A 4,998-nucleotide genomic window follows, 5' to 3' on the forward strand; every position below is an offset into this window, starting at 1 on the left:
GGCCGGGTGCTGTTGTCTGCGGTCGCGGGCTTCGGGCTGTGCGTGATCGGTTTCGGGCTGTCGCAGCACTTCTGGCTGTCGGCGCTGATCCTGCTGTTCTACGGCGCCTTCGATGGCGTGTCGGTGGTGGTCCGCTCGACCATCCTGCAGCTGGCGACGCCCGAGGAAATGCGTGGGCGGGTATCGTCGATCAACGGCATCTTCATCAGTTCGTCCAACGAACTGGGCGCCTTCTATGCCGGCACGATGGCACGACTGCTGGGCCTGGTACCGGCAGTGGTGCTGGGGGGCTTCGCGGTGCTGAGCGTGGCCGGCATCACGGCATGGAAGAACCCGACGCTGCGGAAGTTGAATCTTCGCGACCTGCAGTGAACCTGTAGAGCCGAGCCCATGCTCGGCTGCGCATTTCCGTGCGCCCACGCAGCGGTTGCGCCGGGCCGCGCCCGGCGGGCTTCTTCCGCGACCGCGGCGGGGTGTAACTTTCTTTGCTCGTGCAAAGAAAGTCACCAAAGAAACACGCCGCCATCCGCGAGCCGGCGCTGCGCGCCAGTGCCCTGCGCTCCTCGGCGAATCAGGGGACGGCGCGGAACTCGCTTCGCTCGGACACCCGCGCCTCTTCGCCCCTGATTCCCCTGCGGTGCTCGGCTCGCTACAAGGCGGACCCAACAGCCGCGAGCGCACGCATGACCGCTCCTGGTAGAGCCAAGCCATGCTTGGCTGCTTTTGCTTTTGCTATTCCTTGCCCTCCGGCTTCGGCCTGAGCCGAGCGTGGGCTCGGCTCTACATCGGCCGCGCACGCAGGGAAGCGTCGAGAGCCTGTGGGTGGGGCCGGGCAGGACCGTCCGCGGCATGGGGGCCGCGACCGAGCTTACACCCGCGGGCTCCACCCGATACCCGGAAGGCGCTGCTCTACACAGCCAACGTGAACCCAACAAAAAACCCGGCCAAGGCCGGGTTTTCTGCATGACCAGACAACGATCGGGAATCAGTCGCCCTGCTGCTTCTGCAGGTGCTCCCAACGCTCCTGGGCGTCGATGGTGCGCTCGGCCGTGAGGCGGGCTTCCAGGCGCTCCAGACCGATCTCTTCACCCGTGTCCACACAGTAGCCGTAATCACCGGCTTCCAGGCGCTTGAGCGTGCTGTCGATCTTGCCGATCAGCTTGCGGTAGCGGTCGCGGGTGCGCAGCTCCAGCGAGTTCTCGGTCTCACGGGTCGCACGCTCGGCCTCGTCGCCGATGTCACGCACTTCCTCGCGCAGATTCTCGATGGTCTGCTTGGACTCCTCCACCAGGTCCGCGCGCCAGTTCTGCAGGCGCTGGCGGAAGTACTCCTGCTGCAGCGGGCTCATGTATTCCTCTTCCGACGACGGCTTGTAACCGGCCGGCAGGATCGGGCGGCCGGTGGCCTCGTCGGTCTTGTACTCGACGACCTTGTACTTGCTGCGCGGGGCCGGGGCGGCCGAGCGGGCGGCGACGGCCACGGCGACCTTGCCGACAGGGCGCGACACGGTCTTCGGAGCGGGATCGGATTTCACGGCGGTTTTGGCAGGCGATTTCGAAACGGGCACGGGATTCTTGGATTGCGGGGCGGTCGACGCGGAAGGTGCAGCGGCCGAGGCCGGCTTGGATGCCGGTTTGGCTGCAGCACCTGCCGCGGTCTTGGCCGGGACAGGCTTGGCCGGAGCCTGCGTTGCGGCAGGCTTCGGTGCGGACTTCACTACGGGGGCCGGTGCCGGCTTGGCAGCCGGCGTGGCGATATTCTTGGTGACCTTCTTTACAGCGGCAGGCTTGGCCGCCGGCTTGAGCGCCGCGGCCTTCTTTGCCGCTGGCGATGCAACCGGCTTTTTCACCGCCGCCTTCGGCGCCGGCTTGGCTGCCGGCTTCTTCGCAGCCGGTTTGGCAGCAGCCTTCTTCACCGGCACCGCCTTGCTGGCGGCCTTTTTCACTGCCGGCGCCTTCTTGCTGGCAGCAGCAGGTTTGGCCTTGACCGGCGCAGCGGCCTTCTTGACGGCCGCTTTGCTTGCCTTGGCCGGCGTTTTTTTCGCGGTGGCCTTCCTGGCCGCCGGTTGCGAGGACGCTGCCTTGGTCGCCGGCTTGGCCGCCGGCTTCTTGGCAACGGGCTTTGCCGCCAACTTCTTCACAACAGGCTTGGCGGTTTTCTTGGCGGCCTTTGCGGCCTTCTTTGCAGTTTTTTTAGCAGCCACGAAACGCTCTTCCTTGGATTCCCCGGGGCCCGGGAAAGCGGGCCTTTATAGCCTACCCGACCCGCAGCAGCAACCTCGACAGCCCCGCTCCATTCAGTCCTGGAGTCAAGGCCCCCAAGGGGCAGTCCGACGAACACGGACCGCCTCGCGCGGTACGGAACCTGGCCGGCACCCGAAGGTGCCGGTACCGGTCGCAGGCCATCGGCGACATGCGACCAACGGCCCATCCTGCACAAATGCGGCCTTCATGCCAACTGGCATAAGATGACTGGGTGATCTCGCGCCTGCTCATTGCCCTGCTGCGCTTCTACAAGCGCTTCATCAGCCCCCTGCTGGGGCCACGCTGCCGTTTCGTGCCCAGCTGTTCTGAATACGCGATGGAAGCCATCTCCCTGCATGGCCCGCTGCGCGGCAGCTGGCTGGCCGCGCGCCGGCTCGGCCGCTGCCACCCCTTCCACCCCGGCGGTGTCGACCTCGTGCCCGAACGCACCGACACCCCTTCATGCCGTTGCACAGGAAAACACTGACATGTCCTCCACGCTCATCACCAATGCCCGCATGGTCAATGAAGGCCGCACCTTCGACGGCGACCTGCGCATCGAGAACGGTCGCATCGCGCAGATCGGCACCGGGCTGGCGCCGCGCGAGGGCGAGCAGGTGGTGGACGCCGCCGGCCGCTGGCTGTTGCCCGGCATGATCGACGACCAGGTGCACTTCCGCGAGCCGGGCCTGACCCACAAGGGCGATATCGCCAGTGAATCGGCAGCGGCCGTGGCCGGTGGCCTGACCAGCTTCATGGACATGCCCAACACCAATCCGCCGACGCTGGACTCCACCATCCTGGAAGCCAAGTACGAACTGGCGCGTGGCCGCGCCTGGGCCAACTACGGCTTCTACCACGGGGCCAGCAACGACAATCTTGAGGCCATCCGCCAGCTCGATCCGAAGAAGGCGCCGGGCGTGAAAGTGTTCATGGGGGCGTCCACCGGCAACATGCTGGTGGACAACCCGGAAACACTGGACGCGATCTTCCGCGAGTGTCCGACCCCGATCATCACGCACTGTGAAGACACGCCGATGATCGATGCCAACCTGAAAGCCTTCCAGGAAAAATACGGCGACGCGCTGACCCCGGACATGCACCCGGACATCCGTTCGCGCGAAGCCTGCATCAAGTCGACGCGGCTGGCGCTGTCGCTGGCACGCAAGCACGGCACCCGCCTGCACGTCCTGCATATCTCCACCGCCGACGAACTGGCACTGTTCGAGAAGGGCCCGCTGATCCGGGCCGATGGCAGCCGCAAGCAGATCACCGCCGAAACCTGCGTGCACTTCCTGCACTTCGCCCGCCCGGATTACGCCACCAAGGGCAACCTGATCAAGTGCAATCCGGCCATCAAGGACGTGGCCGACCGCGAGGCGATCACCGCCGCGCTGGCCGACGACGTGCTGGACGTGCTGGCCACCGACCATGCCCCGCACACCTGGGAGGAGAAGCAGAAGCCCTATGCGCAGGCGCCGTCCGGCCTGCCGCTGGTGCAGTACGCGCTGGTGGCCGCACTGGAGCGCGTGCACGAGGGCAAACTGACCCGCGAGCAGGTGGTGCAGAAATTCGCGCATGCCCCGGCCCAGCTGTTCGACGTGGAGCAGCGCGGCTTCCTGCGCGAAGGCTACTTCGCCGATCTCGTGCTGGTGGAAGACGTGCCGTTCACGGTCAAGCGCGAGGACGTGCTCTCCAAGTGCGGCTGGTCGCCGTTTGAAGGCACGACCTTCCGGTCGCGCATCGCCTCCACCTGGGTCAACGGCCAGCGGGTGTGGGACGGCAGCACGCTGGTGGGCGAGCCGGCCGGCCAGCGCTTGACCTACGACCGCTGATGCGCGGGTTCCTCATGTTGGGGGTGCTGGTTGCCGCCCCCCTCTGGGCCGTATCTGCGGCACAGGCCCAGGATGGCATCGGCAGCCTGATCGACAGCCGCGTGGTGTTTCCTGCCAGTGCGTCGCAGGGCGCGCTGGTGATCGGCAAGGTTCCCGCCGGCAGCCGGGTGCAGTATGCCGGCCGCTCGCTGCGCGTGAGCGGTTACGGCAGCGTGGTGTTCGGTATCGGCCGTGATGAAAAGGGACCGCTGCGCGTGCAGGTGCAGCGCCCGGACGGCGGCAGCGAAACGGCCACCATCTCGGTGACGCCGCGTGACTGGCCGACCGAACGGGTCAACGGTGTACCGCCGAAGACGGTCAATCCTCCGCCCGCCATTGCCGAACGGATCAAGCGCGAGCAGGCACAGGTAACCGCTGCGCGTGCCCGCGACGATGACCGCACCGACTTCACCCAGACCTTCATCTGGCCGGTGCAGGGCCGCATCAGCGGCCGCTTCGGCAATGCCCGCGTCTACAACGGCCAGCCCGGTGCCGGCCATTCCGGCATGGACATCGCGGTACCGACCGGCACGCCGGTGAAGGCACCCGCCGCCGGGGTGGTCACCTTTGCCGGCCCCGACCTGTACCTGACCGGTGGCACGCTGCTGATCGACCATGGCTACGGCGTCAGCTCGAACTTCCTGCATCTGTCGCGCATCGACGTAAAAGTTGGCGACCGTGTGGAACAAGGCCAGGTGATCGCCGCAGTCGGCGCCACCGGCCGTGCCACCGGCCCACACCTGCACTGGGGCATGAACTGGTTCGACACCCGCATCGATCCGCTGCTGGTGCTGGAGCGGAAGTAACCCGCGTGCACCCTCGCCGGGCATGGCCCGGCGCTACCAGAGCCACCAAACGGTAGTGCCGGGCCATGCCCGGCG

Annotated in this window: 4 protein-coding genes and 1 pseudogene; 4 read left to right on the forward strand and 1 reads right to left on the reverse strand. The window is 66.8% G+C overall.

Annotation, left to right across the window (positions count from 1 at the left end; translation table 11 throughout):
- A pseudogene (locus QMZ25_RS07650) lies at nucleotides 1-372 on the forward strand (MFS transporter); the annotation flags it as partial.
- Between the two features lie 613 nt (nucleotides 373-985).
- Here the strand turns inward: QMZ25_RS07650 and dksA are convergent.
- Entirely contained in the window at nucleotides 986-2,203 is a 1,218-nt protein-coding gene (gene dksA / locus QMZ25_RS07655; RefSeq protein ID WP_283219395.1) for an RNA polymerase-binding protein DksA, read from the reverse strand.
- A gap of 272 nt (nucleotides 2,204-2,475) precedes the next feature.
- On the opposite strand from dksA, the gene yidD reads away from it, so the two are divergent.
- Genes yidD through QMZ25_RS07670 form a run of 3 tightly spaced genes read left to right on the forward strand, consistent with a single transcriptional unit; the run spans nucleotide 2,476 to nucleotide 4,923 of the window.
- Nucleotides 2,476-2,730 (forward strand): membrane protein insertion efficiency factor YidD, encoded by a 255-nt coding sequence (gene yidD, locus QMZ25_RS07660; RefSeq protein WP_053519683.1) that lies wholly within the window; start codon nucleotides 2,476-2,478, stop codon nucleotides 2,728-2,730.
- A 1-nt stretch (nucleotide 2,731) separates the two neighbouring features.
- The gene (locus tag QMZ25_RS07665; RefSeq protein WP_053519682.1) at nucleotides 2,732-4,078 is read left to right on the forward strand and encodes a dihydroorotase; all 1,347 of its coding nucleotides are present in this window, start codon (nucleotides 2,732-2,734) and stop codon (nucleotides 4,076-4,078) included.
- Entirely contained in the window at nucleotides 4,078-4,923 is an 846-nt protein-coding gene (locus QMZ25_RS07670; protein WP_065181928.1) for a M23 family metallopeptidase, read from the forward strand. The genes QMZ25_RS07665 and QMZ25_RS07670 overlap by 1 nt, the downstream gene beginning before the upstream one ends.
- Nucleotides 4,924-4,998: the final 75 nt, after the last annotated feature.

This window comes from Stenotrophomonas sp. RS-48 (assembly GCF_030053245.1).
GTDB classification, from domain to species: Bacteria; Pseudomonadota; Gammaproteobacteria; order Xanthomonadales; family Xanthomonadaceae; genus Stenotrophomonas; species Stenotrophomonas maltophilia_P.

Excerpts from the sequence above, each read along its gene's own strand:
- QMZ25_RS07665 (WP_053519682.1), top strand. The coding sequence starts at position 2,732 with ATGTCCTCCACGCTCATCACCAATGCCCGCATGGTCAATGAAGGCCGC.
- QMZ25_RS07670 (WP_065181928.1), top strand. The coding sequence starts at position 4,078 with ATGCGCGGGTTCCTCATGTTGGGGGTGCTGGTTGCCGCCCCCCTCTGG.